This is a genomic window from Microbacterium aurantiacum (genome assembly GCF_021654035.1).
GTDB classification, from domain to species: Bacteria; Actinomycetota; Actinomycetes; order Actinomycetales; family Microbacteriaceae; genus Microbacterium; species Microbacterium aurantiacum.
Genome location: NZ_JAJPDW010000005.1, coordinates 185,606 through 208,977, shown reverse-complemented (window position 1 = coordinate 208,977; position 23,372 = coordinate 185,606). Strand labels below are relative to the sequence as shown.

Annotated in this window: 19 protein-coding genes and 2 tRNA genes; 5 read left to right on the top strand and 16 right to left on the bottom strand. The window is 69.2% G+C overall.

The window, feature by feature from the left end; all coding sequences use genetic code 11:
• Positions 1-5 precede the first annotated feature (5 nt).
• The 5 genes from ndk to LTL01_RS12085 all read right to left on the bottom strand — a co-directional run bounded on the left by ndk (position 6) and on the right by LTL01_RS12085 (position 6,343).
• Entirely contained in the window at positions 6-422 is a 417-nt protein-coding gene (ndk, locus tag LTL01_RS12105; RefSeq protein WP_053548273.1) for a nucleoside-diphosphate kinase, read from the bottom strand.
• Positions 419-841 carry a DUF4233 domain-containing protein gene (locus tag LTL01_RS12100; protein WP_236968737.1) on the bottom strand — a complete coding sequence of 141 codons (423 nt, stop codon included), beginning with the start codon at positions 839-841 and terminating at the stop codon, positions 419-421. The genes ndk and LTL01_RS12100 overlap by 4 nt, the downstream gene beginning before the upstream one ends.
• Positions 831-2,186 carry a bifunctional folylpolyglutamate synthase/dihydrofolate synthase gene (locus LTL01_RS12095; protein WP_236968736.1) on the bottom strand — a complete coding sequence of 452 codons (1,356 nt, stop codon included), beginning with the start codon at positions 2,184-2,186 and terminating at the stop codon, positions 831-833. The genes LTL01_RS12100 and LTL01_RS12095 overlap by 11 nt, the downstream gene beginning before the upstream one ends.
• Entirely contained in the window at positions 2,183-5,566 is a 3,384-nt protein-coding gene (gene ileS, locus LTL01_RS12090) for an isoleucine--tRNA ligase (RefSeq protein WP_236968735.1), read from the bottom strand. The genes LTL01_RS12095 and ileS overlap by 4 nt, the downstream gene beginning before the upstream one ends.
• Before the next feature lie 126 nt (positions 5,567-5,692).
• Positions 5,693-6,343: a GNAT family N-acetyltransferase gene (locus LTL01_RS12085; protein ID WP_236968734.1), complete on the bottom strand. Its 651-nt coding sequence runs from the start codon at positions 6,341-6,343 to the stop codon at positions 5,693-5,695.
• Between the two features lie 86 nt (positions 6,344-6,429).
• On the opposite strand from LTL01_RS12085, the gene valS reads away from it, so the two are divergent.
• Positions 6,430-9,009 (top strand): valine--tRNA ligase, encoded by a 2,580-nt coding sequence (gene valS, locus LTL01_RS12080; protein ID WP_236968733.1) that lies wholly within the window; start codon positions 6,430-6,432, stop codon positions 9,007-9,009.
• 1 nt (position 9,010) lies between these two features.
• Positions 9,011-9,259: a hypothetical protein gene (locus LTL01_RS12075; protein WP_053548278.1), complete on the top strand. Its 249-nt coding sequence runs from the start codon at positions 9,011-9,013 to the stop codon at positions 9,257-9,259.
• An 8-nt stretch (positions 9,260-9,267) separates the two neighbouring features.
• On the opposite strand, the gene LTL01_RS12070 is transcribed toward LTL01_RS12075, so the two are convergent.
• Together LTL01_RS12070 and LTL01_RS12065 are read right to left on the bottom strand one after the other, a co-directional pair.
• The gene (locus tag LTL01_RS12070) at positions 9,268-9,474 is read right to left on the bottom strand and encodes a hypothetical protein (protein ID WP_236968732.1); all 207 of its coding nucleotides are present in this window, start codon (positions 9,472-9,474) and stop codon (positions 9,268-9,270) included.
• A complete protein-coding gene (locus tag LTL01_RS12065; RefSeq protein ID WP_236968731.1) occupies positions 9,471-10,097 on the bottom strand; it encodes a winged helix-turn-helix domain-containing protein in 627 nt (208 codons plus the stop codon). The genes LTL01_RS12070 and LTL01_RS12065 overlap by 4 nt, the downstream gene beginning before the upstream one ends.
• A 92-nt stretch (positions 10,098-10,189) precedes the next feature.
• Between LTL01_RS12065 and LTL01_RS12060 the strand changes: the two genes are divergently transcribed.
• The gene (locus tag LTL01_RS12060; RefSeq protein WP_236968730.1) at positions 10,190-12,244 is read left to right on the top strand and encodes a M3 family metallopeptidase; all 2,055 of its coding nucleotides are present in this window, start codon (positions 10,190-10,192) and stop codon (positions 12,242-12,244) included.
• Between the two features lie 330 nt (positions 12,245-12,574).
• On the opposite strand, the gene clpX is transcribed toward LTL01_RS12060, so the two are convergent.
• The 5 genes from clpX to LTL01_RS12035 form a co-directional block, all read right to left on the bottom strand.
• Positions 12,575-13,843, bottom strand: coding sequence for an ATP-dependent Clp protease ATP-binding subunit ClpX (clpX, locus tag LTL01_RS12055; RefSeq protein ID WP_053548281.1), 1,269 nt, complete (start codon positions 13,841-13,843; stop codon positions 12,575-12,577).
• Positions 13,844-13,993: 150 nt separating this feature from the next.
• The gene (locus LTL01_RS12050; RefSeq protein WP_053548443.1) at positions 13,994-14,659 is read right to left on the bottom strand and encodes an ATP-dependent Clp protease proteolytic subunit; all 666 of its coding nucleotides are present in this window, start codon (positions 14,657-14,659) and stop codon (positions 13,994-13,996) included.
• 32 nt (positions 14,660-14,691) lie between these two features.
• The gene (locus LTL01_RS12045) at positions 14,692-15,279 is read right to left on the bottom strand and encodes an ATP-dependent Clp protease proteolytic subunit (protein WP_082334736.1); all 588 of its coding nucleotides are present in this window, start codon (positions 15,277-15,279) and stop codon (positions 14,692-14,694) included.
• Between the two features lie 170 nt (positions 15,280-15,449).
• The gene (gene tig, locus LTL01_RS12040; RefSeq protein ID WP_236968729.1) at positions 15,450-16,916 is read right to left on the bottom strand and encodes a trigger factor; all 1,467 of its coding nucleotides are present in this window, start codon (positions 16,914-16,916) and stop codon (positions 15,450-15,452) included.
• 218 nt (positions 16,917-17,134) lie between these two features.
• Positions 17,135-17,211 (bottom strand) — tRNA-Pro (locus LTL01_RS12035).
• Between the two features lie 154 nt (positions 17,212-17,365).
• On the opposite strand from LTL01_RS12035, the gene LTL01_RS12030 reads away from it, so the two are divergent.
• A tRNA-Gly gene (locus LTL01_RS12030) sits at positions 17,366-17,439 on the top strand.
• A 5-nt stretch (positions 17,440-17,444) separates the two neighbouring features.
• On the opposite strand, the gene LTL01_RS12025 is transcribed toward LTL01_RS12030, so the two are convergent.
• Positions 17,445-17,993 carry a gamma carbonic anhydrase family protein gene (locus LTL01_RS12025; protein WP_053548284.1) on the bottom strand — a complete coding sequence of 183 codons (549 nt, stop codon included), beginning with the start codon at positions 17,991-17,993 and terminating at the stop codon, positions 17,445-17,447.
• A gap of 9 nt (positions 17,994-18,002) precedes the next feature.
• Positions 18,003-20,147 carry an acyltransferase family protein gene (locus tag LTL01_RS14880; RefSeq protein WP_236968728.1) on the bottom strand — a complete coding sequence of 715 codons (2,145 nt, stop codon included), beginning with the start codon at positions 20,145-20,147 and terminating at the stop codon, positions 18,003-18,005.
• Between the two features lie 178 nt (positions 20,148-20,325).
• On the opposite strand from LTL01_RS14880, the gene LTL01_RS12015 reads away from it, so the two are divergent.
• Positions 20,326-20,811 carry a Dps family protein gene (locus LTL01_RS12015; RefSeq protein ID WP_053548286.1) on the top strand — a complete coding sequence of 162 codons (486 nt, stop codon included), beginning with the start codon at positions 20,326-20,328 and terminating at the stop codon, positions 20,809-20,811.
• On the opposite strand, the gene LTL01_RS12010 is transcribed toward LTL01_RS12015, so the two are convergent.
• Together LTL01_RS12010 and LTL01_RS12005 are read right to left on the bottom strand one after the other, a co-directional pair.
• On the bottom strand, positions 20,812-22,317 hold the full coding sequence (locus LTL01_RS12010; RefSeq protein WP_236968727.1) for an amidohydrolase: 1,506 nt from the start codon (positions 22,315-22,317) through the stop codon (positions 20,812-20,814).
• Positions 22,318-22,372: 55 nt separating this feature from the next.
• The gene (locus tag LTL01_RS12005) at positions 22,373-23,371 is read right to left on the bottom strand and encodes an Fpg/Nei family DNA glycosylase (RefSeq protein ID WP_053548288.1); all 999 of its coding nucleotides are present in this window, start codon (positions 23,369-23,371) and stop codon (positions 22,373-22,375) included.
• Between the last annotated feature and the right edge of the window lies 1 nt (position 23,372).

The window sequence follows — 23,372 nt, the reverse complement described above, 5'->3', positions numbered from 1 at the left end:
CCCGCTCAGGCGAACCAGATGCCGAGTTCCCGTGCGGCCGATTCGGGGCTGTCCGATCCGTGGACGAGGTTCTGCTGCACTTTGAGGCCCCAGTCCCGTCCGAAGTCGCCGCGGATCGTCCCGGGAGCGGCCGTGGTGGGGTCGGTGGTGCCCGCGAGCGATCGGAAGCCCTCGATGACGCGGTTTCCGGCGAGACGGATCGCGACCGACGGGCCGGACATCATGAACTCGAGCAGCGGCTCGTAGAAGGGCTTGCCCTCGTGCTCGGCGTAGTGGCGCTCGAGTCGGCCGCGATCGGGTTCGACGAGACGGATGTCGACGAGGGCGTAGCCCTTCGCCTCGATGCGGGCGAGGATCGCGCCGGTGAGGCCGCGGGCGACACCGTCCGGCTTGATGAGGACGAGGGTTTCTTCGGTGGTCATCGCTCAGTGTTCTCCTGTGTTCCGTCTTCGTCGTGAGTGGCGGCGAGCCGTGCGTTGCGTCGGTCCAGCGCGCCTCCCTTGATCGTCGCATACGCGTACATGCCGCCGAAAATGAGTGCGACGAGCGCCAGCGCCGGCACCAGGAACGCACCCAGGGCCACGAGCACCTGCAGCGCCCACCCGAGTCCGATCCCCCACCGGTGGCGCACCAGTCGAGCGGTGACGATCATCAGCGCGGCGACGACGACACCGGCGACGATGCCCCACCATGCCGGGATCGGCTCGGGAAGCGCCCTGAGTCCGTAGATCGTCAGGCCGCCGAGGAAGGCGATCACCGCCTCGAAGGACAGCACGATCGAGGCGAGCGATTCCTGCGCTCCCCGAGCCCGCCGCATCCGCAGCTCCCGCTCACGCGCCATCGGCGGCACCCTTCCACGACTGCGCGTCGGCCAACGCCAGCGCTTCCCCGGCCAGGACGACCGAACCCGCGACGACCACGGCGCGCCCGGCGGCGGATGCCGCCCACTCCCGTGCGGCGGTGGCGGCGTCGTCGAGATCACGATGCACGGTGACCGCGAGCCCCCGCCGCTCCGCCGCGTCCGCCACGGCGTCCTCGTCGGAAGCGCGATCCGACGACGGCGCGGTCGCGAAGACGTGTGCGGCGACGGGCGCGAGGGCGTCGACGATGCCGTCCACGTCCTTGTCGTCGAGGACGCCCAGCACGACACCCCACTCCGGGAAGTCGAACGACTGGCGCAGGGCCGCAGCCAGCGCCGCCGCTCCGTGCGGGTTGTGGGCGGCGTCGACGAGGACCGTCGGGTCGATGCCGGCAAGGTGCAGTCGACCCGGGGAGGACACCTCCGCCCAGGCCTCGAGGATCGCGTCTGCGGACAGTTCTCGGCTGCCGCCGCCGACCAGGGCCTCGACGGCAGCGACGGCGAGCGCCGCATTCTGTCCCTGGTGGGCGCCGTGCAACGGCAGATAGAGCTCGGGGTACTGGCCCGCCAACCCGCGCACCGTCAGCAGCTGGCCGCCGACGGCGAGCTTCTGCTCGGCGAGACCGAAGTCGCTGCCCTCGAAGGCGATGCGTGCGGAGGCCTGCGCGGCGGCGTTGCGCAGAACCGCCGCGACCCCGGGATCCTGGCGGGCCGACACTACGACGGCGTCCGGCTTGATGATGCCGGACTTCACCGACGCGATCTCGACCAGGGTGCCTCCGAGACGGTCCGTGTGGTCCAGACCCACCGGGGCGAAGACCGCCACATCGCCGTCCGCGGTGTTGGTGGAGTCCCACGCGCCACCCATTCCGACTTCGACCACGGCGACGTCGACGGGCGCGTCGGAGAAGGCGACGAAGGCGAGGACGGTGAGCAGCTCGAAGAACGTGAGCGGGGCGTCGCCGGCCTCTGCCAGCTGCGCGTCCACGAGAGCCACGAACGGTGCGATCTCGTCCCAGGCCGCCAGGACGGCGGCGTCGGCGATCGGTTCTCCGTCCACAACGATGCGTTCGGTGAACCGGATGAGGTGCGGGCTGGTGAACAGACCCGTTCGCAATCCCAGGCTCCGCAGCAGGCTCTCGATGAGGCGCGCGGTCGAGGTCTTGCCGTTGGTGCCCGTGATGTGGATCACCCGATACGTGCGCTGCGGATCGTCGAGATACTCCAGCAGACGTCGCGTGCGCTCGATGCGCGGTTCCACCCACTGCTCGCCTTGGCGCGTCAACAGTTCGGCGTAGACCTCGTCGGCACGGGCGCGTTCACTCATCGGACGTTCTCCACTCGGGTCACCGAGACGAGGAAGCCGCCTCGGTTGGCGTAGGTGCCGGCCGCCACCTCGGTCGAGAAGGCCGGCGCGGAGTCGGGGCTCGGCTCGGTCGCGGTCCACTCGAGCTCGTCGCGCCCCGCGATCGACACCGAGTGCGCGACCGCGAGGGTCTCGCCCGCGATGTCGGCGGACACGAAGGCGCTCTCGACCGCGGCGCCGTCCTCGGCATCGCGGAAGACCAGCGCGAGGCGGATGCGATCGCTGACGTCGAAGCCCGCCGCCTTACGCGTGTCCTGGATGGCGCGGATGACATCGCGGGCGAGTCCCTCCGCCTCCAGCTCGGGCGTCGTCGTGGTGTCCAGGAGCACGAAGCCTCCGCCGGGCAGGAGCGCCAGCGCCTCGCCCTCGGGCCGTCCCGTGGTCTCGAGGACGAGGTCGTACTCCGTCGGCTCCAGTCGGATCCCCCCGGCCGTGACGACGCCGTCGTCCTCGGTCCAGTCGCCGGCCTTCGCGGCGCGGATCACCTGCTGGACGTTCTTCCCGAGACGCGGTCCGGCGGCGCGTGCGTTGACGGAGAGGCGATGGGTGATGCCGTACTCCCCCGCGGTGCCGTCGGTGAGGTCGGCGAGTGCGACGGTCTTCACGTTCAGCTCGTCGCGGATGATCGCCTCGAACTGCGCGAGCGCGGCCGCGTCGGGGAGGACGACGGTCAGGCGCGGCAGGGGCAGCCGCACCCGCTTGCCCTCCTTCTTCCGCAGGGCGTTGGCCACCCGCGAGACATCACGGACGGCATCCATCGCACGACGGATGTCGGATGCCGGGGCGAATGCGGCGGCATCCGGCCAGTCCTGGAGGTGGACGCTACGCCCGCCCGTGAGGCCCTGCCAGATGCGCTCGGCGATCAGCGGGATGAGGGGCGCCGCGACGCGAGTCACGGTCTCGAGCACCGTGTACAGCGTGTCGAACGCGTCGCGACTGGTCGGGTCTTCGCCCACGCCTTCCCAGAACCGATCGCGGGAGCGGCGGATGTACCAGTTGGTGAGGGCCTCGGTGAAGTCGCGGAGCTTCTCGGCCGCACTGGTGGAATCGAGGGCCTCGAGGTCTGCGGCGACCGCGGTGACGAGGTCGCCGCAGAGAGCCAGGATGTACCGGTCGAGCACGTCGGTCGAGTCCGTCCGCCATGTCGCGGTGTAGCCCGAGCCGTCCGCGCCCCCGGCCGCGTTGGCGTAGGTGGCGAAGAAATACCACGCGTTCCACAGGGGCAGGAGGAACTCCCGGACACCGGCGCGGATCCCCTCCTCGGTCACGACGAGGTTGCCTCCGCGCAGGACGGAGCTCGACATCAGGAACCATCGCATGGCATCCGACCCGTCACGGTCGAAGACCTCCGACACGTCGGGGTAGTTGCGCAGCGACTTCGACATCTTCTGCCCGTCGCTGCCCAGCACGATGCCGTGGCAGCTGACTCCCGTGAACGCCGGCCTTTCGAACAGGGCCACCGAGAGCACGTGCATGACGTAGAACCACCCGCGCGTCTGGCCGATGTACTCGACGATGAAATCGGCGGGCGAATGCTCGTCGAACCAGTCGCGGTTCTCGAACGGGTAGTGCACCTGCGCGTAGGGCATCGAACCCGAGTCGAACCAGACGTCGAAGACGTCCTCGATCCGGCGCATGCGCGACCGGCCCGTGGGGTCGTCGGGGTTGGGCCGCGTCAACGCGTCGATGTACGGCCGATGGAGGTCGACCTCGCCGGCCTCGTTCCGCGGCAGGTCTCCGAAGTCGCGTTCGAGCTCCTCCAGCGACCCGTAGGCGTCGACGCGCGGATACGCCGGGTCGTCGCTCTTCCAGATCGGGATCGGCGACCCCCAGTAGCGGTTGCGGCTGATGGACCAGTCGCGCGCGCCTTCGAGCCACTTGCCGAACTGCCCGTGCTTGACGTTCTCGGGAGCCCACGTGATCTGCTCGTTGACCTCCAGCAGGCGGTCCTTGATCTCGGTGACCCGGACGAACCAGCTGGACACGGCCTTGTAGATCAGGGGGTTCCGGCAGCGCCAGCAGTGGGGGTAGGAGTGCTCGTAGCTGGCTTCGCGCAGGAGACGGCCGGCGTCGCGGAGGATCCGGATGAGCGGGCGGTTGGCGTCCATCCAGAGCCGGCCCGCCACATCCTCGACGGCGGGGAGGAATCGTCCGCCGTCGTCGAGGGAGAGGATCGTCGGGATCCCGGCGGCCTCGGCGACCCGTTGGTCGTCCTCGCCGTACGCGGGTGCCTGGTGGACGATGCCGGTGCCGTCGGTCGTGGTGACGTAGTCGTCGACGAGGATCCGCCATGCCGAACCGGTGCCCCAGGTCTCGGCATCCGCGTAGTAGTCGAACAGGCGGTCGTACGACACGCCGTCGAGATCGGCGCCGCGGACCGTGCGGGTGACGGCGGCCCGCGCCTCTTCGGCGGTCTCGTAGCCCAGATCCTTCGCATACCCGGCGAGCAGGTCTTCGGCGAGCAGGTACTCGTGCGCCGTCGCCTCGATCGCTTCATCGGGGTGCCCGGCGCCGTCTCGGTGGACGTCGGCGGCGCCCAGCGGTCCTCCGGGCACCACCGCGTAGACGATGTCCGGGCCGACGGCCAGGGCGAGGTTGGTCGGCAGGGTCCACGGGGTCGTGGTCCAGGCGAGTGCGCGCACCGCGGTGAGCCCGAGGGCTTCGGCCTTCGCTCCGACGAGGGGGAATGTCACCGTGACGGAGGGATCCTGGCGGGTCTTGTAGACGTCGTCGTCCATGCGCAGCTCGTGGCTGGAGAGCGGGGTCTCATCGCGCCAGCAGTACGGAAGGACCCGGTAGCCCTCGTAGGCCAGCCCTTTGTCGTACAGGCTCTTGAACGCCCAGAGCACGGACTCCATGTATCCGGTGTCCAGCGTCTTGTAGCCGCGCTCGAAATCCACCCAGCGCGCCTGACGGGTGACGTAGTCCTCCCACTCGCGCGTGTAGGCCAGCACCGAGTCGCGCGCCTTCGCGTTGAAGGTCGCGATCCCCATCTGCTCGATCTCGCTCTTCTCCGTGATGCCGAGCTGCTTCATCGCCTCGAGCTCGGCCGGAAGGCCGTGGGTGTCCCAGCCGAAGACGCGGTCCACCCGCTTGCCGCGCATGGTCTGGAAGCGGGGGAAGAGGTCTTTCGCGTAGCCGGTGAGCAGGTGGCCGTAGTGCGGAAGTCCGTTGGCGAACGGGGGGCCGTCGTAGAACACCCATTCCGGAGCGCCTTCGCGCGCGGCGATCGAGGCGCGGAAGGTGTCATCGCTCCGCCAGAAGGCGAGCGTGTCGGCCTCGATCTCGGGCAGACGCGGGCTGGGGACGACGGGTTCGTCGGAATTCTGTGGGTAGGTCATCGCACTCTCGCAGCCGGACGGACGGATCACGCCGGGACGACTCTCGCGAGCCGCGGTACCACCCTGCCTTGGCGGGAACACCCACCCACTTTCACTGCGGCTGTGACGGGCCTGACCCGTTCGGTTCTACTGGGGGCTGGCGCCCTGTTCTTCCGAAGACTCCCCGGTGATGGCCGGATCGATGTCTGTGCGGTCGATTCTAGTGCGTCCGTGCTGCGCCTGCGCGGCCGACCACTCGGCGCGGGAGACCGCGAAGTCCAGGTGCGGCATGCGGACCCCGCGGTAGACGACCTCGAATCGACGACGCACGGTCATCCCCACGCGGATCGCGACGTTCATCGATCGCAGATTCGTGTCGCGGACTTTGGCATGGACGCTCTCCACGCCGTCGTGGCCGAACGCCCAATCCACCGCCTCCGCGGCGGCCTCCGCGGCGAGGCCGCGACCCCAGGCGCTCCGGACGAGGTGGTAGCCGACCTCCCACACCTCGTCGTCCTCGATACGCTGCCGGGTGATCCCGGCGTCGCCGAGGACCTCACCGGTCTCACGGGAGATGAGCGCCCAGAGTCCCGCCCCGTCGCGGAGGTACCTTTCGCGTTGCCGCCGGACCCATTCCCGGGTCTCCGCAGGGGTGAAGGGGCCCTCGTACGCGGTCATCGCGACGGCGTCGCCCAGAACGGCGTGGAGCGCATCGGCATCCCCCTCCTCCAGAGGGCGCAGGACGGCGCGTGGCGTCCGCAGACGGAAGTCCGGCGGGAGGGGCGGGAAGCGCGGCATGCCGACCATTGTGCTCCCGTAGAATCGGGTGCGTCCCACACTCAGGCACGCTCACACAGTGCCGCACATATCGCTCGAGGAGCACCATGGCCGAAGCGCAGATCCCCGACAAGCCCGCCCTGGAGGGCCTCGAGTCGAAATGGGACCGGACCTGGTCGGATGCCGGAACCTACCTCTTCGATCGCGCGGCCGCGGTCGCCTCGGGTCGGGACGGCGTCTATTCGATCGACACCCCGCCGCCGACGGCGTCCGGATCCCTGCACATCGGTCACGTCTTCTCCTTCACCCACACCGACCTGAAGGCCCGATTCGAGCGGATGCGCGGCAAGACGGTGTTCTACCCCATGGGCTGGGACGACAACGGTCTGCCCACCGAACGCCGCGTGCAGAACTACTACGGGGTGCGCTGCGATCCCTCGCTCCCCTACACCCCTGATTTCACCCCGCCGTTTGAGGGCGGGGACAACAAGTCCAGCCGTGCCGCGGACCAGGTCCCGATCAGCCGCCGGAACTTCATCGAGCTGTGCGAGCGACTCACCGTCGAGGATGAGAAGACCTTCGAGGACCTCTTCCGTCAGCTGGGCCTCTCGGTCGACTGGACGCAGACCTACCGGACCATCTCCGACGACACGATCCGCACGAGCCAGCTCGCGTTCCTGCGCAACCTCGAGCGGGGCGAGGCGTACCAGGCCCTCGCCCCGACGCTGTGGGACATCGACTTCCGCTCCGCCATCGCGCAGGCCGAGCTGGAGGACCGCGATCAGCAGGCCTCGTATCACCGCATCGCGTTCGCCAAGAGCGACGGCTCGGGCGACATCGAGATCGAGACCACCCGGCCGGAGCTGCTCCCGGCGTGCGTCGCCCTCGTGGCCAACCCCGAAGACGAACGGTACGCGCCGTACTTCGGGACCACCGTGCGCACACCGCTGTTCGACGTCGAGGTGCCGGTGCTCGCCCACCCGCTGGCCCAGATCGACAAGGGCTCGGGCATCGCGATGATCTGCACCTTCGGCGACGTCACCGACATCATCTGGTGGCGGGAGCTGGATCTTCCCAACCGCACCATCCTCGGAGCCGACGGTCGCGTGATCGCCGATGCACCGGATGCGATCGTCTCCGAGACGGGCCTGGCGGCGTACGCCGAGCTCGCTGGGAAGACGGTGTTCAGCGCGAAGAAGCGGATCGTGGAGCTGCTGCAGGACAGCGGTGAGCTGCGCGCCGTGTCGGCGCCGTTCTCGCACCCGGTGAAATTCTTCGAAAAGGGCGACCGTCCCCTCGAGATCGTCTCCACGCGTCAGTGGTACCTCCGCAACGGGGCGCGCGACGCGGAGCTGCGCGAGAAGCTCATCGCCCTCGGCGCGGGGATGTCCTGGCACCCGGACTTCATGCGGGTGCGCTACGAGAACTGGACCAACGGGCTGACCGGTGACTGGCTGGTGTCCCGTCAGCGCTTCTTCGGTGTGCCGATCCCGGTCTGGTACGCCCTCGACGACGCCGGTGAGCGCGACTACGCGCGGGTGCTCGTCCCGAACGTGGCGGACCTGCCGATCGACCCGACGATCGACGTTCCGTCCGGATACTCCGCGGATCAGCGCGGCGTGCCCGGCGGGTTCGACGCGGAACGCGACATCTTCGACACCTGGGCGACCTCGTCTCTCACCCCTCAGCTGGCCGGTGGATGGGAGCGCGACCCCGAGCTCTGGGAGACCGTGGCCCCCTTCGATCTCCGCCCGCAGGGTCAGGACATCATCCGGACCTGGCTGTTCTCGACGATGCTCCGCAGCGCCCTGGAGGACGATCGTGCTCCCTGGTCGGATGCCGCGATCTCGGGGTTCATCGTGGACCCGGACCGCAAGAAGATGTCGAAGTCGAAGGGCAACGTCGTCACCCCGGCCGACATCCTGGACCAGCACGGAACGGATGCCGTGCGCTACTGGGCGGCGTCCAGCCGGCTCGGCGCCGATGCGGCCTTCGATCCGCAGAACCCGACGCAGGTGAAGATCGGTCGCCGGCTCGCCATCAAGGTCCTGAACGCGGCGAAGTTCGTCCTGTCGTTCCCGACGGACGAAGGCGGAATCGCGACCGAGCCGATCGACGTCTCGATGCTCGCGACGCTGGACGAGGTGGTCCGCGAGGCGACCCGCGCGTTCGAGGCGTACGACCACGCGCGGGCGCTGGAGGTCACGGAGGCGTTCTTCTGGACGTTCTGCGACGACTACCTCGAGGTCGTGAAGGAGCGCGCGTACGACGCCGGCCACCCCGGACAGGCGTCGGCGGTCGCCGCCCTGCGCACCGCACTCTCGACGCTCCTGCGTCTGTTCGCGCCGGTCCTGGCGTTCGCGGCGGAGGAAGCCTGGTCGTGGTTCAACGAAGGCTCCGTGCACCGTGCGGCCTGGCCGGTGGAGTCCGGCGTCGCCGGTGACCCCGCGGTGCTCTCCGCCGTCGGGGAGGCGCTCGTCGGCATCCGTCGTGCGAAGACCGAGGCGAAGGCCTCGCAGAAGACCCCGGTTCGGCGAGCGGTCATCGCGGGCGCACCGGCTGCGCTGCGGGCGCTCGCGTCGGCGGAAGGCGACCTCAAGGCCGTCGGACGCATCGAGGAGATCGAGTTCATCGAGGGCGAGGCGACCGCCGTGGTCGGCATCGAGCTCGCGCAGACGGAGGTGTGAGATGCAGGTCGGTACGCGCTGGACATCCGGAGACGAGCCGCCCCAGGCGGTGCCGGCGGCATTGCGCGACGGCATCCAGGGGGTCGACGCGCTCCTGCCCGTCGATAACCTCGGTCAGCCTCGCCCTCGCTGGACGCTGACGTGGCTGGAGGGGCGTCCGATCGCGGAACTCGACACCGGAGTCATCGTCGAGCTGGACGATGACGGCACCGCGGTCGTGCGGCACGACGACGAGGACGACTTCGCCTGAGCGGCTGCTCAGCGCGGGAGGAGCCCGAGCGCGCCCGACGCCCGGGCGGCTGCCCGGAGCTCGGCGTATGCCGCTTCGGCGGCCTCGCGCGCGCCCTCGCGGTCGCGATGTGCGCGACGTGCGACGTAGGCCTCCAGCCGTCGGGCCACGTCGAGGAGCGCCCGGTCCGGTAGCGAGAGGCCGGGGATGCGGTGCGGTGCGGTGAGAGTGGTCATGCGTCGCCTCCGAGGTCGGGGAGCGGGAAGATGTCCGCGCGGATGGTCACCGGACGCACATCGTCGCCGGTCTGATCGCGGTACGTGTCCACGGCATCGTCGATGAGCGCCATGATGCGTCCGCGCAGGAGCGCGGTCTGGGCCGGCGTCATGCGGGTCGTGGCGGTGGAGACGAGTGCGGTATCCCGCCACGTCTCGTCCTCGTCATGGATGCCGCTGGTGAGAAAGTCCGCGAGTTGCTGATTCCGGTTGCGCATCACCTCGTGCGTGACGAGTTGCGCGGCCGCTCGACCTGCGGGTGTGCCGGCTGCTTCGACGGGGCCCAGTGTGACGCCCCCGGGTGGGCGTTCCCACCATCGCTCCCGAACGGTGCCGCGGTTGGGAATCTCACGAATGAGGTCGTGCTTGGCGAGCGCCCTCAGGTGGTAGCTCATGGAACCGCTGGACTCCCCCAGCCGGGCGGCGAGCGACGATGAGGTCTGCGGGCCGTATTGGCTCAGGATGTCGTACATCCGAACCCGCAGGGGGTGGGCGAGGGCCCGCAGGGCGCTGGTGTCCAGCACACGGCCCTGCTCGTGGCGCGCCGCACTCCGCGCCGCGTCGTCGTGATCCGAGGTGTCCATGCGTCAAGCGTAGAGGTGCAAACAAGTCTTTGCAAGACTCTGTTTGCAAACAGTCCTTGGTGATCGACCTCAGGAGACCTAGGGTGGAGCGCATGGTGTCGACCGAGAACCCCCTCCTCCAGCCCTCCCCCCATCCGTACGGGATGCCCGACTACCCCGCCATCGAGCCGAAGCATTATCTGCCGGCGTTCCATGCCGCGTTCGCGCAGCATCGCGCCGAGATCGACGCCATCACCCGGGTGCGGTCGATGCCGACGTTCGAGAACACGATGATCCCGCTGGAGCGCAGCGGAAGGCTCCTGGGGGATGTCGCACGCGCCTTCTACACGGTCTCCTCGGCCGATGCGACTTCCGCGATCCAGGACGTGGAGGCGGAACTCGCGCCCTTGATGTCTGCTCACCAGGACGCGATCCAGCTCGATGCGGCTCTCTACGGTCGGATCTCCACGCTGCACGCGGGCCTGGATCACATGAGCCTCGACCCGGAGCAGCGCTATCTCGTCGAGCGCCACTACCGGGAGATGACGCACGCGGGTGCGTCACTGGATGCCGCGGAGAAGGAGGCGTTGACCGAGCTCAACGCGCGCCTGTCGACGCTCAGCAACACATCCGAGAAGAATCTCCTTTCGGACACGAACGACCTCGCGGTCGTCTTCGACTCGGCGGAGCAGTTGGACGGCCTTACGGACGGCGAGCTGTCTGCCGCATCCCGTGCCGCCGAGGAGCGGGGGCTCTCCGGCGCGTTCGTGGTGACGCTCACCCTCTTCACCGGGCATCCGTACCTGTCCTCGTTGACGGATCGTGAGAGCCGGCGTCGCATCATGGAGGCCTCCCGCGTCCGAGGGCGCCGCGACAACGCGTGGGACAACCGTCCCGTCGTTCTGGAGATCGCCCGCCTCCGCGCGCGACGGGCCGAGCTGCTCGGATACGCCTCGCACGCGGCGTACATCACCGCGGATGAGACCGCCGGCTCGCCCGAGGCGGTCCACGCCCGCCTCCGCGAGCTCGCCGGACCCGCCGCGCGGAACGCCCGCAAGGAGGCGCTCGCACTTCAGGCGATCATCGACACCGAGGCCGCGCCGTTCCGACTGGCCGCCCACGATTGGGCGTACTACGCGGAGCGCGTCCGGGCGGCGACCTATGACCTCGATCGCGCGGCGCTGCGGCCGTGGTTCGAGGCCGAACGGGTGCTCCGAGACGGCGTGTTCTTCGCCGCGACGCAGCTGTACGGCGTGAGCTTCACCGAAAGAGCGGACATCCCCGCGTACCACCCGGATGTGCGCGTCTTCGAAGTCTTCAACGAGGACGGTTCGGCTCTCGGTCTCTTCGTGCTCGACCTCTACACGCGGGACACCAAGCGCGGAGGCGCGTGGATGAACTCGATCGTCGATCAGTCGGGCCTGCGCGGAACTGCACCGGTGGTGGTGAACAACCTCAACGTCGTCCGACCGGGCGCCGGCCGGCCGACTCTCCTCAGCTTCGACGAGGTCACGACGCTCTTCCACGAATTCGGGCACGCGCTCCATGGGCTGTTCGCGACCGTGACGTACCCCCATTTCGCCGGAACGAACGTCTTCCGCGACTTCGTGGAGTTCCCCAGTCAGGTCAACGAGATGTGGATCTCGTGGCCGGAGGTCCTCGCCTCGTACGCGAAGCACGTCGACACGGGCGAGGCACTCGCGTCGGACGTCGTCGAGCGCCTCGCGGCCAGCGAACAGTTCAACCAGGGTTTCGCGACCAGCGAGTACCTCGCCGCGTCCTGGCTCGATCAGGCGTGGCACTCCCTGTCGGCGGTGCAGGCGGAGGAGATCGACGACGTCGAGGCGTTCGAAGCCGCCGCCTTGGCGGACATCGGGCTCGACGATCCCGCGGTTCCCACCCGATACTCCTCGACGTACTTCGCCCATGTCTTCTCCGGCGGCTACAGCGCCGGCTACTACTCGTACATCTGGAGCGAGGTCCTCGATGCGGACACCGTGGAGTGGTTTCGGGAGAACGGCGGCCTGACGCGTGCGAACGGCGAGCGATTCCGGGAGCGGTTGCTGGGTGTCGGGGGATCGAAGGATCCGCTCGAGGCGTATCGCGACTTCCGAGGACGGGATGCCGAGATCGTTCCGCTCCTGGAGCGTCGTGGCCTGACCGGCTGATGGCAGGTGTCAGGACCCCGGTGCGACCCTGAAGCGCACCCGTGCGAACGCGCCGACCGCCCGCGCCTCGATGAGCGTGAGGCGCGGGCGGCACCGACCCGCGGGTCGCCCCGCGCACCGGTGTGCTCGAGGACCCACGTGTAGGTCGTCGAGCCCATCACCAACACGGCTGCCTCGGGAATCAGGCTCGGATCGGGTTCCTCGCCCCCCGGCACGGCGAAAAGCCAGTCGAGAGAGTGAGTTTCGTCGGCGATGTAGCCGGTGAACGTGCTGGCGGTGTCGTAACGGATCATGCCCCTACCGGCACGGTAACCCCGACTTCCGACAGTGTCAGGCGCTCTTGCGCTTCTCGCGGAGGACGAGGGTGGGTGCCGCGCCCTCCTCGACGGAAGCGCGGGTGACCACGACCTTGTCGACGTCGTCGGTCGAGGGGATCTCGAACATGATCGGGCCGAGCACGTCCTCGAGGATCGCCCGCAGACCACGCGCGCCGGTCTTCCGTGCGACGGCGAGCTCGGCGATGGCCTCGAGAGCGCCGGTGTCGAACTCCAAGGTCACATCGTCGAGTTCGAACATCCGCTGGTACTGCTTCACCAGGGCGTTCTTCGGTTCCGTGAGGATCTCCATCAGCGCCTCGCGGTCGAGGGGCGAGACGGATGCGACGACGGGAAGGCGACCGATGAACTCCGGGATGAGCCCGAATTTGTGCAGATCCTCGGGCAGCACCTCGCTGAAGAGGTCGAGGTCATCGCCCTTGCTGTGCAGAGGAGCGCCGAACCCGACGCCGTGCTTCCCCACGCGGGAGGAGATGATCTCCTCGAGCCCCGCGAAGGCTCCTGCGACGATGAAGAGCACGTTGGTCGTGTCGATCTGGATGAACTCCTGGTGGGGGTGCTTGCGGCCGCCCTGCGGAGGCACCGAGGCGACAGTACCCTCGAGGATCTTCAGGAGGGCCTGCTGCACGCCCTCCCCCGACACGTCACGGGTAATCGACGGGTTCTCCGCCTTGCGCGCGATCTTGTCGACCTCGTCGATGTAGATGATCCCCGTCTCGGCGCGCTTGGTGTCGAAGTCCGCCGCCTGCAGGAGCTTGAGGAGGATGTTCTCCACGTCCTCGCCGACGTAGCCGGCTTCGGTGAGCGCGGTCGCGTCCGCCACGGCGAACGGGACGTTCAGCCGCTTCGCGAGCGTCTGGGCGAGGTAGGTCTTGCCGCACCCGGTCGGGCCGAGCAGCAGGATGTTGCTCTTCGCGATCTCGATCTCGTCGGCGCGCTGTTCGGCCGACTGGATCGTGCCGCGCGCGCGGACGCGCTTGTAGTGGTTGTAGACGGCCACCGACAGCGCACGCTTCGCGTCGCGTTGACCGATCACGTACTCCTCGAGGAAGGAGAAGATCTCGCGGGGCTTCGGCAGATCGAAATCCGCGACCTCCCCGTCCGAAGACTCCGCCATGCGCTCTTCGATGATCTCGTTGCACAGCTCGACGCACTCGTCGCAGATGTACACGCCGGGACCGGCGATCAGCTGCTGCACCTGCTTCTGGCTCTTGCCGCAGAAGGAGCATTTGAAGAGGTCGGCGCTCTCACCGATGCGTGCCATCAGGCTCCTCCAGTCGTATCCGGTCAGATCCGGGCGATGCTCCGAGCCTAACCTGTGGCGGCGACACGCGACGGGATTTACGACGCGCGATGTCGTGGTGCCGAAGACGACGGCGGCCCGGTCCGAGGACCGGGCCGCCGTCGAAGTCGGTCAGGAGGTCAGCGCCGCGGTGGTCCGCTTGCGCGTCGTCAGGACCTGATCGACGATGCCGTACTCCAGCGCCTCGCTCGCGGAGAGGATCTTGTCGCGATCGATGTCCTTGTTGATCTTCGCGACATCCTTGCCGGTGTGGCGGGCCATCGTCTCCTCGAGCCACGTGCGCATCCGGAGGATCTCCTGTGCCTGGATCTCGATGTCGGAGGCCTGGCCGTGACCGGCCTCGCCCATCGCGGGCTGGTGCATCAGGATGCGGGCGTTCGGGAGCGCCAGGCGCTTGCCCGGCGCGCCGGCCGCCAGCAGGACGGAGGCGGCCGAGGCAGCCTGTCCGAGGACGACCGTGGAGATCTGCGGTGAGACGTACTGCATCGTGTCGTAGATCGCCGTCATCGCGGTGAACGAGCCACCGGGCGAGTTGATGTACATGACGATGTCGCGTTCCGGGTCCTGCGACTCCAGGACGAGCAGCTGCGCCATGACGTCATCCGCCGAGGCGTCGTCGACCTGGACGCCGAGGAAGATCACCCGATCTTCGAACAGCTTGTTGTAGGGGTCCTGGCGCTTGTACCCGTAGGCGGTCCGCTCCTCGAACTGGGGAAGGATGTAGCGGCTGTGGGGCAGGGCGATTCCCTGCGGGATGCCGGCGGTGGGCGTGTTCATGTGCGTGTAGGTTCCTTTCGCCTTCGCATCCGTCACTTGGCGTCGGTTCCGCCGCCACCGGTCACGTCGGCGGCGTGCTCGCGGATGTGGTCCACGAAGCCGTACTCCAACGCCTCGGTCGCGGTGAACCAGCGGTCGCGGTCGCCGTCCTCGTTGATCTGCTCGACGGTCTTCCCCGTCTGCGCAGCCGTGATCTGGGCGAGGGTGTTCTTCATCGAGACGATCAGCTGGGCCTGCGTCTGGATGTCGCTGGACGTTCCGCCGAATCCGCCGTGCGGCTGGTGGAGGAGGACGCGGGCGTTCGGGGTGATGTACCGCTTGCCCTTGGTGCCGCTGGTCAGCAGCAGCTGGCCCATCGACGCGGCCATGCCGATCCCGACAGTCACGATGTCGTTCGGGACGAACTGCATCGTGTCGTAGATGGCCATGCCGGCGGTGATGGAGCCGCCCGGCGAGTTGATGTAGAGGTAGATGTCCCGCTCGGGGTCCTCGGCGGCGAGGAGAAGGATCTTCGCGCAGATCTCATTCGCGTTCTCGTCGCGCACCTCCGAACCGAGCCAGATGATGCGGTCCTTCAGCAGTCTGTCGAAGACGCTCGTTGCCATAAGGGGTTCGGGCATGTGTGCTCCTCTTCCGGTGATCTGGAACGAATCTACCGGCGCGGTTCGAGGGCGGATGCCGTGTTCGCCGCGGGCGGATCGGGCGTGTCCGTGCCGCCGTGGACGCACCGGTCGAGGTCGTGGAACGCCGAGGGGGCGGATGCCGCGGCACCCGCCCCCTCGGACTGTGATCACTCGCTGTCGGCGGCCTTCTTCTTCGCCGGCGCCTTCTTGGCTGCGGCCTTCTTGGCCGGTGCCTTCTTGGCCGGAGCCTCCTCCGCGGCGGCTTCCTCGGCCTCGACGGCGGCGTCGGCGTCGGCCGCGGCGTCCGCGATCTCCTCGGCCTCCTCGACGACGTCCTCCTCGGCCTGCTCGTCGTCCTCGACGGCGACGAACCCGGTGAGGTCGACGGTCTTGCCGTTCGTATCGACCACGGTCACCTTGCCGAGGGCGACGGCGAGGGCCTTGTTCCGGGCCACCTCACCGACCATGGCGGGCAGCTGGTTGCCCTGCTGGAGCGCGTTGACGAACTCCTGCGGCGCCATTCCGTACTGGGCGGCGGACTGCACGAGGTACTGGGTGAGCTCCTCCTGCGACACCTGGACCTGGAACGTCTCTGCAACCTTGTCCAGGAGCATCTGCGTCTTGAACTGCTTCTCGCTGGCCTCGGTCACCTCGGCGCGGTGCTCGTCGTCCTCCAGGCGGTTCTCGCCCTCGAGGTGGTTGTGCACCTCGTCCTCGATGAGCTGCGGCGGAACCGGGATCTCGACGTTGGCGAGGAGGTGCTCGATGAGCTTGTCCCGCGCGGCGGAGCCCTGCGTGAAGACCGACTGCTGGCTGACGCGCTCGACCAGGCTCTCGCGGAGCTCGGCGATCGTGTCGAACTCGCTGGCGATCTGAGCGAAGTCGTCGTCCGCCTCGGGCAACTCGCGCTCCTTGACGGCCTTCACCGATACGGAGACCTCGGCCTCCTCGCCGGCGTGGTCGCCGCCGACGAGCTTCGAGCGGAACGTGGTGTCCTCGCCCGCGGTGAGGGAGTCGATGGCCTCGTCGATCCCCTCGAGCAGCTCGCCGGACCCGAGTTCGTACGACACGCCCTCGGCGCGGTCGATCTCGTTGCCGTCGATCGTCGCGACCAGGTCGAGCTCGACGAAGTCGCCCTTCGCGGCCGGGCGGTCAACGGTCACGAGGGTGCCGAAGCGGGCGCGCAGGCGGTCCAGCTCCTCCTCGACGGCGGCCTCGTCCACCTCGACGGCGTCCACCTCGAGGGTGGTGCCCTCGAGTGCGGGGAGCTCGAAGTCCGGACGCACGTCGACCTCGACCTCGACGGCCAGGTCGCCGGAGAAGTCCTTGTCGCTCGGCCACTCGGTGACCTCGGCGCTCGGGCGCCCGAGGACCCGCAGCTCGTTGGCCGTCACGGCCTCGCGGTAGAACCCGTCGAGTCCTTCGCTCACCGCGTGCTCGAGGACCGCCGTGCGGCCGATGCGCTGGTCGATGATCGGCGCGGGCACCTTGCCCTTGCGGAAGCCGGGGATCTGCACGTCCTGCGCGATGTGCTCGTACGCGTGGGTGATGCTCGGACGAAGCTCGTCCGGAGTGACCGTGATGTGCAGCTTGACCCGGGTGGGGCTCAGCTTCTCGACGGTGCTGTTGACCATGCCTGTTCGTTCTCCTCGTATCGGACCGCGCGCATGCGCGGCGTGGGAAGGTCTGTTCGCGGGATCTGCGGGGCCGGGAGGGCGACAGGATCCGAGCCTGCGGCCTCTGGGGCTCGCGCGGAACTCCATGCCGGAGCGAGGAGCGCGACGAGGGCCGCCCGCAAGTCTATCCGATGCGGCTGAAACGGCCCGTGTCCACCGGATCGATGCCGGCGTCGTGGTCGGGGCGACAGGATTTGAACCTGCGGCCTCCCGCTCCCAAAGCGGGCGCTCTACCAAGCTGAGCTACGCCCCGGCGGATCCGCACGTGCGCGTGCGCCTGGTGACCCCGTGCAGTCTAGCCGACCGCCGCCCGGCGCCCGGCGGTTCGGAGTCGCGCGCACGGTGACGTAGACTGTGGAGAGTTCGCGATGCCCTCTCCGGGAATCGCGGGCGATAACTTAAAATTCGGGGCTGTAGCTTAGTGGTAAAGCCTCTGTCTTCCAAACAGATGATGCGAGTTCGATTCTCGTCAGCCCCTCCACCTTTTCACCGACCGATATCGGCGCTGAGCGCCTCGATGTGATCGGCGACATGCCGTCGGTAGTTCTGCGCGTTGCGCAGAATCCCGGCGCGCTCCTCTTCGGTGAGTTCCCGACGCACCTTCGCCGGGACTCCGGCGACGAGCGATCCGGGCGGCACGACGGTTCCCTCGAGCACGACGGCGCCGGCCGCGACCAGGCTCCCGCGACCGATCTTCGCGCCCGAGAGGATGACGCTGCCCATCCCGATGAGGCAGGCGTCGTCGATCGTGCAGCCGTGGACGACGGCGTTGTGGCCCACGGAGACGTCCGCGCCGATCACCACGGGATGCCCGGGATCGACGTGCACGGAAACGTTGTCCTGCAGGTTCGAGCCCGCACCCACCGTGATGGTGTCGCCGTCTGCGCGGAGGACGGCGTTGAACCAGACGCTCGCCCCCTCGGCCAGCTCCACTCCCCCCATCACGCGGGCGCCGTCGGCCAGGAAGGCCGTGGGATGGAGCGCGGGTTCGCGGCCGGAGACAGCGCGGACGGTGGCATCGGGGGCGATCGTCATGACCGAACCCTACGGTGCGCGAGCGCCGAGCGCCTCCTCGATCGCCGCGGCGTACTGCGGGGCCAGCGAATCGGCGAAGGTGACCGTGAGGTGATCCTGGTCGCGGTAGATGTTCGCGCCGCCCACGACCGGCCAGCACACCGCGTCATCGCAGAACGCGTCCGTGGCGTCGATGAGGGTGACCCCGTCCAGACCCTGCGCGGCATCCCTCAGCGGGTCCTCTGCGACCAGGACATCCGCCCGTGGCGCATCGCACTCCGCGACATCGCGTGTGCGCAGGCACTTGTTCGGATCCGTCGGCCACACCGGGTTGTCCACCACGGTGATCACGGGAACGTCGCGATTGAGCATCCGTCCCCAGGCTTCGCGATATCCCGCGACCGCGGCGTCCTGCGCCGTCGGGTAGCCCGCGGAGGAGTACGGCGTGGTCGCGAGAGCCGCGGTGAACACGACGTCGAGGTCGGCGTCCGCCATCGCCGATTCCACGCCTGCGCGCCAGTCGGTGCACGCGGCTCCGAACGCCCCGGGCGTCGACAGCGGGGTGTCGTTCCACGGACATGCGCCCTTGAACCACGTCGTGAGATGCCAGCCGCGCTCGTCCGCCAGGCGCTGGAACGTCGGGAGGAGCTGGTACGCGTGCGAATCCCCCACCAGGGCGACCCGCGGGGCATCCGCTGCGTCCGAGCCGAACTCGCACGACACCGGACGCGCATCGTTGAGTTGCACGAAGCACTGCGCGTCCTCCGGGCGATCCACACCGGCGAAGCCGGGCGCCGGCAGGATCTGGGCGCCGAAGTCCGCCTCCGCGCAGCCGGGGTCGAGGGCGGCGGCGGCTCCGAAGCACTCCGGCGGATCGGCGCGGAGCTGCTCGATCGCCTGGATGCCGTCGCGATAGGCGGGTGCGTTGACCGCCCACGCTCCGCCGGCCGTGGCGGCGACGAGCACCATCGCGACGAGCGAGGCCCAGAGGGTGACACGAGGAGGACGCGACGTCAGGACCTTCCAACTCCGGACGGGGTCCTCCACGAAGCGCTTGGTCAGCCACGCGAGGACGAAGCAGAGCGCGAGGAGCGCCAGACGGTGCCAGATCGTCAGGCCCCAGAACGGGACGGAGGGCGCGATGACGATGAGCGGCCAGTGCCAGAGGTACAGCGAGTAGGAGATGTCGCCGACGAACTGCGCGGGCCGGATGGACAGCACACGCGTCGGATACCACCAGCGCTCGGTGCGGGACGCCGCGATCACGGCGGCGGCGGCGAGCGTCGGGATCGCCGCCATGTAGCCGGGGAAGGGCGTCTGCGCGTCGAACCGGAAGGTGACCACGGCGAGGGCGAGGATCCCGGCCCACCCGAGCACGAAGCTCGCCGCCGCGTTCCGGATGCGCAGGAGGGGCACCAGGGCGATCAACGCGCCGACGCCGAACTGCCACATCCGACCGAAGGTGACGAAGTAGGCCGGAGCGGGGTCGGTGAGCGTCAGCCAGACGTTGAAGGCGAACGAGACCAGCGTGACGATCCCGATCGCCACGAGCACGGCACGGCGGCGTGCGCCGCGGAACCAGCGGGCTCCGATCCATGCGGCGAGCAGGAGCAGGAGCGGCCAGAGGAGGTAGAACTGCTCCTCCAGCGACAGCGTCCAGTAGTGCTGGACGGTCGTCGGGTCGCCGGCGTTGTTGAGATAGTCCGCGGACGTGAGTGCCAGATACCAGTTCTGCACGTAGAAGGTGGACGCGATGATCTCGCGGACCTCGGCGGGGAGTGCCGAGGTGGGCGTGAGGTAGGCGGACCCGGCGACCAGGGCGCACACCAGGAGCACCAGGAGCGAGGCGGGAAGGAGGCGCCGTGCCCGTCGCGCCCAGAACTGCCCGAGCCGGACGGTCCCGGTCGCGGTGAGCTCGCGCATGAGGTGCGCGGTGATGAGGAAGCCGGAGATGACGAAGAAGACGTCCACGCCGACGTAACCCCCGGGGAAGCGGCCCGGCCAGAAGTGGTAGAGCACGACGCAGAGCACGGCGATGGCACGGAGCCCCTGCACGTGCGGGAGGAAACCGGCGGGTTCGGCGTGTTCGGGGGAACGATCCTTCGGCTCCCGGGTGACGACACCGGCGGGGGCGTTGAGATTCTGGGGTCCGAATCGATGATCGGCGGAAGGCACGAGACGACGCTAACCCGTCGAACGGTGCACCGCGCGCTCCGCCCCGCCGTCGGGGCGGTGTGCGGCGTCCGTCGGGTAAGCGTTGGCTTGGCTTGCTTGCGGAATGTACGGCGCTGAGTAGCGTTTTCCTCCTGAGGCCCCGTCGAGTACGCGGGCCCATCGAGATGGAGGCGAACCCATGAGCAACACGCAGACCACCCCCGCTACCGCCGCCGACCCCACCGCCGCGTCCGCCGCCGCGCAGTTCCTGACACCGGTCGTCCTGGGCCTGCAGGCCCTCGGTGTCAACGGCAAGCAGGCGCACTGGAACGTCCGCGGCGCCAACTTCATCGCGATCCACGAGCTGCTGGATACCATCGTCGCCAATGCCCAGGCCGGTGCCGACAGCGCCGCGGAGCGCATCGTCGCCCTCGGGCTCCCGGTCGACGCCCGGGCCGCCACGGTGGCGGAGAAGTCGGCACCCACCGCGGTCGCGGCAGGCTTCGCCCCGTGGCAGGACACGGTGCGCGCGGTCATCGCCGACATGGACGCCGTGATCGCCGACCTCAAGGCCGCCATCGACGGTCTCGACGAGTTCGATCTGACCAGCCAGGACATCGCGATCGCGATCATGCAGACGATCGAGAAGGACCGGTGGTTCCTCTTCGCCCACGTGGCGGAGTGATCACGCGACGTGCGTGAGGCGTCCTCGGAGGAGGGTCGCCGACACGCGTGTCGCCCGCAGGGCCGCGTCGTCCGCAGCCACCGGGTCGGTGTCGCACAGCGCCAGATCGGCGGGTGCGCCCGGCTCGATGCGCTGCGGCGACTGGGACCCGCCGTGCGTGGACGCGGCGAGGGCGGTGAGCGGATCGATCCGCTCGCTCCCCTGCCACGCGTCGCGCCCGTCCCGCGTCCGGTGCACGGCTGCGGCGATGGCGGCCCAGGGATCGAGCGCCGACACCGGCGCATCCGATCCGAACAGCAGGTTCGCCCCGGCATCCGAGAGTGCGCGCAGCGGATAGGGCTGGGCCGTCTGGCCCGCCCAGAGCCGGTCCGTGAGGTCCCGATCATCCAGCGCGTGCTCCGGCTGGACGCTCGCGCCCACTCCCAACCGTGCGAAACGCGGGATGTCCGCGTGCGCCACCAGCTGCGCGTGCTCGATGGTCCCCCAGGCTCCCGTCGCGGCGAACACGTCGAGGGCGTGGGAGTTGGCGACATCGCCGATCGCGTGGATCGCGCACGCGAGACCCGCGCCGGCGGCGCGCGTCATGAGATCCCTGAGCTCGTCGGGTCCGACCGTCAGAGCTCCACGACCGTCAAGAGGGCCCGGATACGGGTGCGAGCACGCGGCGGTGCGCGTCCCCAGAGAACCGTCGGTGATGACCTTGAGCGGTCCGACCCGGACGAGGTCTGACCCTCCCCCGCGCGCCGGTTCGCCCGTGCGGAGACCCTCCGCGATCGCACGGTCGAGCCAGCCGGGATAGATGCCGAACTCGACGTGCAGCGCGTCGAACCCGGCCCGCGCACGGCGCGCCCAGGCCTCTTCGTTCCAGGCCATGTCGAGGTCGACGATCCCCACGACGCCGCGCGCTGCGGCGCGCCGCGCCATGTCCGATACGAGACGGTCGGATTCGGACGGCTCGACCGCATTGAGGCGTCGCGAGATCTCGAACGCCGGTTCTTCGCGCAGCATCCCGTCGTCCGTGGGGGCGATGCCCTCGCGTCGGAACGCGGCGGAGTTCAACCACACGCTGTGCACATCGGCGTTGATGAGATAGCTGGGCACATCACCGGTGGCGGCGTCCAGCAGGGCACGTGTCGGCTCATCCGGCCAGAGGGCGTCGCGGAAGCCGTTGCCGACGCGTCGCCCGTCTCCGAGGACGGGGGCGCGCCCCATGAGCTCGGCCGCCGCCCGAGCGGATGCCGCGGCGTGCAGCGCGGTCCGCTGCGCGACCAGGGCCCACTGGGTGACGTGGACGTGGTGGTCCCAGAGGCCCGGGATGAGGAAGCGTCCCTCTCCGTCGAGGACGGCCCCCGTGCGCGGCAGCGCGCCGGCCGGAGCGATGTCGACGACGAGGCCGTCCGAAAGATGGACGTCGACGAGGTCGTCCTCGAAGGGATCGGTGCGCTCCGCGGCACGAAGACGGACGTCGGCGATGACGCGGACCGCGGCACCGCGGTCGGGGCTCATCGTGCGGCTCCTCGTGCGCCGACGCATGCGCGGCGGAGCTGAGGGCTCCTCGCACTCACGCCTGGCACGACGGACACCAGTAGAGCTTGCGGCCAGCCGCCTCTTCCACGACCACATTCGTCCCGCACACGCGACACGGCAGACCGGCGCGGTGGTAGACCCAGTGACGATCGTCGCGGTGCGCCATCGCGCGACGGTGATCCTCGGGGGACAGATCGTCCATCGTCATCATCTGGCCCGTCTCGACGCCGATCGCGAGGAGTCGGACCCAGTCGCGCCACAGCTCGCGCAGCAGCTCGACGGGGACGTCTCGACCGGGCGTATGCGGATTCAGACGCGCGCGGAAGAGGAGTTCGGCGCGGTACACGTTGCCGATCCCGCTGATGACGGCCTGGTCCATGAGCACGAGACCGATCGCGGTGGGCTTGCGGGACGCCACCGCCACGAAACGATCCTCCCCCTCATGAGGGTCCCCCACGAGGGGATCGGGGCCGAGCTTCGCGATGGAGGCGAGCACCTCGTCGGGATCCTGGATCTGGCAGGCGGTCGGGCCGCGCAGATCCGCACATGTCCGCTCCGTGAGCAGGCGGAGCCTCACCTGCCCGACCACCGGCGGGGGGAAGTCGGCGTCCCCGTCGGCGAGCCCGGTGGTCTGTTCCGACATCCGCACGTGGACGCGGGCCCGCCGCGGCGCGCCGATCGACGCGAGGGAGTTCTCCCCCGCCTCGTCGAGGATCGGCTCCTCCATGGGCACACCCCGCTGATTGGTCTGCCCCATGCGGCCGTTCGCGGCGGCGATCGTGGGATCCGCCTCGATCTCGCCGGCGAAGTCCCAGGCCCCGTACATCCCGAGGTGCACGCGGAGCCACACGTCGTCGGTGAACTCGGCGAACATCTGCTTGCCGACTGCGCGCACCGTCGTCATGCGCCGGCCGTCCAGGAGGGCGGCACCGTCGGCGAAGCGGCCCTGGGGACTCGACGCGGCGACGGTCTGGTCGACGAAGTTCCGCGCGAACTGCCGGGCGATGCGGTGGACGGAGTGCCCCTCCGGCATC

Excerpts from the sequence above, each read along its gene's own strand:
- tig (WP_236968729.1), bottom strand. The coding sequence starts at position 16,916 with ATGGTCAACAGCACCGTCGAGAAGCTGAGCCCCACCCGGGTCAAGCTG.
- ileS (WP_236968735.1), bottom strand. The coding sequence starts at position 5,566 with ATGACCTACCCACAGAATTCCGACGAACCCGTCGTCCCCAGCCCGCGT.
- ndk (WP_053548273.1), bottom strand. The coding sequence starts at position 422 with ATGACCACCGAAGAAACCCTCGTCCTCATCAAGCCGGACGGTGTCGCC.
- LTL01_RS12070 (WP_236968732.1), bottom strand. The coding sequence starts at position 9,474 with ATGACCACTCTCACCGCACCGCACCGCATCCCCGGCCTCTCGCTACCG.
- LTL01_RS12060 (WP_236968730.1), top strand. The coding sequence starts at position 10,190 with ATGGTGTCGACCGAGAACCCCCTCCTCCAGCCCTCCCCCCATCCGTAC.
- LTL01_RS12050 (WP_053548443.1), bottom strand. The coding sequence starts at position 14,659 with ATGAACACGCCCACCGCCGGCATCCCGCAGGGAATCGCCCTGCCCCAC.
- valS (WP_236968733.1), top strand. The coding sequence starts at position 6,430 with ATGGCCGAAGCGCAGATCCCCGACAAGCCCGCCCTGGAGGGCCTCGAG.
- LTL01_RS12015 (WP_053548286.1), top strand. The coding sequence starts at position 20,326 with ATGAGCAACACGCAGACCACCCCCGCTACCGCCGCCGACCCCACCGCC.
- LTL01_RS12100 (WP_236968737.1), bottom strand. The coding sequence starts at position 841 with ATGGCGCGTGAGCGGGAGCTGCGGATGCGGCGGGCTCGGGGAGCGCAG.
- LTL01_RS12010 (WP_236968727.1), bottom strand. The coding sequence starts at position 22,317 with ATGAGCCCCGACCGCGGTGCCGCGGTCCGCGTCATCGCCGACGTCCGT.
- clpX (WP_053548281.1), bottom strand. The coding sequence starts at position 13,843 with ATGGCACGCATCGGTGAGAGCGCCGACCTCTTCAAATGCTCCTTCTGC.
- LTL01_RS12095 (WP_236968736.1), bottom strand. The coding sequence starts at position 2,186 with ATGAGTGAACGCGCCCGTGCCGACGAGGTCTACGCCGAACTGTTGACG.
- LTL01_RS12075 (WP_053548278.1), top strand. The coding sequence starts at position 9,011 with ATGCAGGTCGGTACGCGCTGGACATCCGGAGACGAGCCGCCCCAGGCG.
- LTL01_RS12045 (WP_082334736.1), bottom strand. The coding sequence starts at position 15,279 with ATGCCCGAACCCCTTATGGCAACGAGCGTCTTCGACAGACTGCTGAAG.
- LTL01_RS12005 (WP_053548288.1), bottom strand. The coding sequence starts at position 23,371 with ATGCCGGAGGGGCACTCCGTCCACCGCATCGCCCGGCAGTTCGCGCGG.
- LTL01_RS12025 (WP_053548284.1), bottom strand. The coding sequence starts at position 17,993 with ATGACGATCGCCCCCGATGCCACCGTCCGCGCTGTCTCCGGCCGCGAA.
- LTL01_RS12085 (WP_236968734.1), bottom strand. The coding sequence starts at position 6,343 with ATGCCGCGCTTCCCGCCCCTCCCGCCGGACTTCCGTCTGCGGACGCCA.
- LTL01_RS12065 (WP_236968731.1), bottom strand. The coding sequence starts at position 10,097 with ATGGACACCTCGGATCACGACGACGCGGCGCGGAGTGCGGCGCGCCAC.